Below are 3,270 nucleotides of genomic sequence, written 5' to 3' on the forward strand. Positions count from 1 at the left end.
TCCAGCGTGTCGCCCACATTCAGCCGCACGAACAGGCTGTGCAGGTCGTGGTAGCCGTTCTCGCGCACGCCCAGCACGGAGAGACCGAGGTTGATTTTGGCAGGAGCGAAATAGGGTGATGGTAGATGGTTGATGGTTGATGGTGAGGCGCTTGGACGTTTAGACGTTTCCACGTTTAGACCCTCCTCATGGACTGACCACCAATGCCGCTACGTCCGCACCCAGGCGGCGAAAATCTTTCGGGTTGAGGGTCACAATAGCCCCCGCCTCAGCATTCAGCGCGGCTTGAGCAATCAGCGCGTCAAAAATCACGCTGCCCGACAGGTGATGTTCGGCGCAGCGGGTCAGGGCGGCGTGGTAGTCGGCGGCGGTGAGGGGAACTTGGTGATAACCCGCCAGCAAATCAGTCAGGGCTTGCTGCGCCTCAGCGGGCGGCATTCGCAGTTGGGGATGGCCCGTCAACACCTTGAAGACTTCTGCCAGACTGTGGGCGCTGACGTACACCTCGCCCTGTTCGGCCTCATCCAGTTGCTGAGTGGCCCACTGGTGACTCGGATGAGCGGCAAACAGTGCGGCGATCAGCACGCTGGAATCGGGCAGGGTGCGCTTTACCACCGCATCAACCTGTCCATTCGCTCGTCGGGCGTTTCACTCACGGGGTCATTGCCTATCAGCGCCGCTTCAAGCAAATGAATGACGGGGCGACCCCTTTCATCCTTGCTGATGACATATCTGGGCGTTTCCGGCACGATGTGCAGACCACCATCCTGCACACTGATTTCAATGTTGCTCTCCGGCTGCAAATGCAGCGCCTCACGCACCTTTTTGGGAATGACGATGCGGCCTAACTTGTCTATTTTTCCCTTGACCGTAAAGGCGTCCTGCGTCATGGTAAAAATGTAGCATTTTGGCAAAATGGGTGGCCCGTCTAGGGTCTAAAGTGGCAAGGTGGGAAGGTCAGGGTCGCATTTTTCCTTACCGCTTTTCCACCTTTGACCTTTCCACGTTCCCACCCGCGCCAGCCACCGCTTCCGCCAACGCCAAATCCCCCGCTGTCGTCACCTTGAACAGCCTCGCGTCCCCGCGCACCAGCCGCACCGCGTGGCCCAGCCGTGCCACCAGTCCCGCGTCATCGGTGGCGGCAAAGCCCTCGGCCCTGGCCTGCGCGTGGGCTTCCCGCAGCAGCGTGCGGCGAAAGCCCTGCGGCGTCTGAACGGCCCAGAGGTGTTCGCGGCTGACCGCCTCGCCCCAGAGGGGTGGATGGTCAATGGTTGAGGGTTGAGGGTCAGACCGCACCAACGAGTCCGCCACGGGCAGGGCCACCGTCGCCGCGCCTGCCTCCAGCACGGCGGCTTGCACCTCGCGGATAATTTCGGCGCTCAGGAAGGGGCGGGCCGCGTCGTGAATCAGCACATACTCGGCCTCTGTGGCATAAAGCAGTTTTTCCACACTCTCCTGCCGCGTTTCGCCGCCCGTGATGCTGCGAACACCTGCGGGGACATCGGCGGGCAGTTCCAGTCCGTCTGGGAGGGCCACCACCACTTCCGTTACATGCGGTGCCAACGCCTGGGCCGCCCACGCCAGCAGCGAGCGCCCGCCCACGGTGACGGCGGCTTTGGGGCCTTTGCCCAATCGGGTGCCCGAGCCAGCGGCGGGGATGAGGGCGGCAAAAGACGACTGATGATTGGCGGCTACTGGAGAAGGCACGGGTGGACATAGTTTAGAGGTTGAAAATCCTCTTTCTCCTCCGGTTTGGCCTCGCGCTAGGCTGGGGGACGCAGCAGCGCAAATCCACCGAAAGGAGTGACGGCATGAACGACCATCTGGAAGCCCTCACCAAAGAAAAGGCAGAGTTCGAAGCCATCCGCCACCGCATCCACCAGCATCCCGAACTCGGATTCGAAGAGGAGCAGACCAGCAAACTGGTGGCCGACCTCCTGGAAAGCTGGGGCTACGAAGTCCACCGTGGCCTGGCCGGGACGGGCGTGGTCGGCACCCTCAGGGCCGGTGACGGCAAAAAAGTCGTCGGCATTCGCGCCGACATGGACGCCTTGCCTATCGTCGAGCAAGGAGATAAACCCTGGAAAAGCGCAGTGGAAGGCAAGTTTCACGGCTGCGGGCATGACGGGCACACCACCTCGTTGCTGGCTGCCGCCAAACGCCTGGCCGAAACCAGGAACTTCAGCGGCACCGTGCACCTCATCTTCCAGCCCGCCGAAGAATTGCTGTACGGCGGCAGGGTGATGCTGGACGACGGCCTGTTCGACCAGTTCCCCTGCGACGCCATCTTCGCCTTCCACAACGGCCCAGGCGCTCCGACGGGCCTGTTTCTTTTCCGCGAAGGCGTTTCCATGGCCGCCTCCGACACCGTCAAAGTCCACATCAAGGGCAAAAGCAGTCACGGCGCGATGCCAGAACACGGCATAGATGCCAATGTGATCGCCAGCCATATCGTGGTGGCCTTGCAAACCATCGTTTCTCGCAATGTCAGCCCCCTGGACGCAGCGGTGATTACCGTGGGGAGCATTCACGGCGGGCAAGCGCCCAACGTGGTCAACGAAGAAACGACCTTGCAGCTGACGGTCAGAACGCTGAAGCCTGAAGTGAGGGACTTGGTCATCCAAAGAATGAGGGACGTGGTTGACCTCCAGGCCCGCAGCTTCGGTGCCAGTGCGACGATGGAAATCACCAATTCCTGCCCCAGCTTGGTCAACGGTTCCGAGGCGACGCAGTTCGCCGTTCGCGTGGCCCAGGAGTTCGCCGGAGCCGAGAAGGTCGTGACCGAGATGCCCGTCATGATGGGCAGTGAGGATTTCGCCTTCATGCTGAACGCCCAGCCCAACGGATGCTATTTCTTCTTAGGCAACGGGACGGATTGCGCCATGCTGCATAACCCGCTGTACGACTTCAACGACGAAATCCTTCCGGTGGCGGCTGCCTACTGGTGCACGCTGGTCGAGCGCTATCTGACGAGCGAGTAGCCTCCCGTTTCCAGCCGATTTGCTGTAGACCGCAGCCCAAAAAGCAACCGGGCTGCGGTTTCCTCGTGGACATTCAGGTGTTTTCTCCCCACCGCTTCATCCCGCCTGCCTCCAGTCCAAACTGGTCGAGCACGCGCACCGTCACGAAATGCAGCAGTTCGTTCACACTGTCCGGCGCGTGGTAAAAGCCGGGGCTGGCGCTCATCAGGGTGGCCCCCGCGTCATGGGCCGCCAGCATATTCACCAGCATCGGTCTGGGCATGGGGTCTTCGCGCAGCACCAGCACCAG

General features: G+C 61.6%; 4 protein-coding genes and 2 pseudogenes. 1 reads left to right on the top strand and 5 read right to left on the bottom strand.

What is annotated here, in order from left to right:
* The 4 genes and pseudogenes from Q4C89_RS14500 to ispD all read right to left on the bottom strand — a co-directional run.
* Positions 1–134: pseudogene (locus Q4C89_RS14500) on the bottom strand (4-(cytidine 5'-diphospho)-2-C-methyl-D-erythritol kinase); the annotation flags it as partial.
* 52 nt (positions 135–186) lie between these two features.
* Positions 187–615: a PIN domain-containing protein gene (locus tag Q4C89_RS14505; RefSeq protein ID WP_303103334.1), complete on the bottom strand. Its 429-nt coding sequence runs from the start codon at positions 613–615 to the stop codon at positions 187–189.
* Complete coding sequence (locus Q4C89_RS14510; protein ID WP_303103335.1) at positions 609–890, bottom strand: AbrB/MazE/SpoVT family DNA-binding domain-containing protein; 282 nt, start codon at positions 888–890, stop codon at positions 609–611. The genes Q4C89_RS14505 and Q4C89_RS14510 overlap by 7 nt, the downstream gene beginning before the upstream one ends.
* 85 nt (positions 891–975) lie before the next feature.
* A complete protein-coding gene (gene ispD / locus Q4C89_RS14515) occupies positions 976–1,707 on the bottom strand; it encodes a 2-C-methyl-D-erythritol 4-phosphate cytidylyltransferase (protein ID WP_303103336.1) in 732 nt (243 codons plus the stop codon).
* A gap of 104 nt (positions 1,708–1,811) precedes the next feature.
* Between ispD and Q4C89_RS14520 the strand changes: the two genes are divergently transcribed.
* The gene (locus Q4C89_RS14520; RefSeq protein WP_303103337.1) at positions 1,812–2,981 is read left to right on the top strand and encodes a M20 aminoacylase family protein; all 1,170 of its coding nucleotides are present in this window, start codon (positions 1,812–1,814) and stop codon (positions 2,979–2,981) included.
* Positions 2,982–3,054: 73 nt separating this feature from the next.
* On the opposite strand, the pseudogene Q4C89_RS14525 reads toward Q4C89_RS14520, so the two are convergent.
* A pseudogene (locus Q4C89_RS14525) lies at positions 3,055–3,270 on the bottom strand (3-octaprenyl-4-hydroxybenzoate carboxy-lyase); the annotation flags it as partial.

The sequence above is a fragment of the Deinococcus sp. genome (assembly GCF_030523985.1).
Lineage (GTDB): Bacteria > Deinococcota > Deinococci > Deinococcales > Deinococcaceae > Deinococcus.

What these genes read in the sequence shown, in the direction of transcription:
- Q4C89_RS14510 (WP_303103335.1), bottom strand. Translation starts at nt 890, where the DNA reads ATGACGCAGGACGCCTTTACGGTCAAGGGAAAAATAGACAAGTTAGGC.
- Q4C89_RS14520 (WP_303103337.1), top strand. Translation starts at nt 1,812, where the DNA reads ATGAACGACCATCTGGAAGCCCTCACCAAAGAAAAGGCAGAGTTCGAA.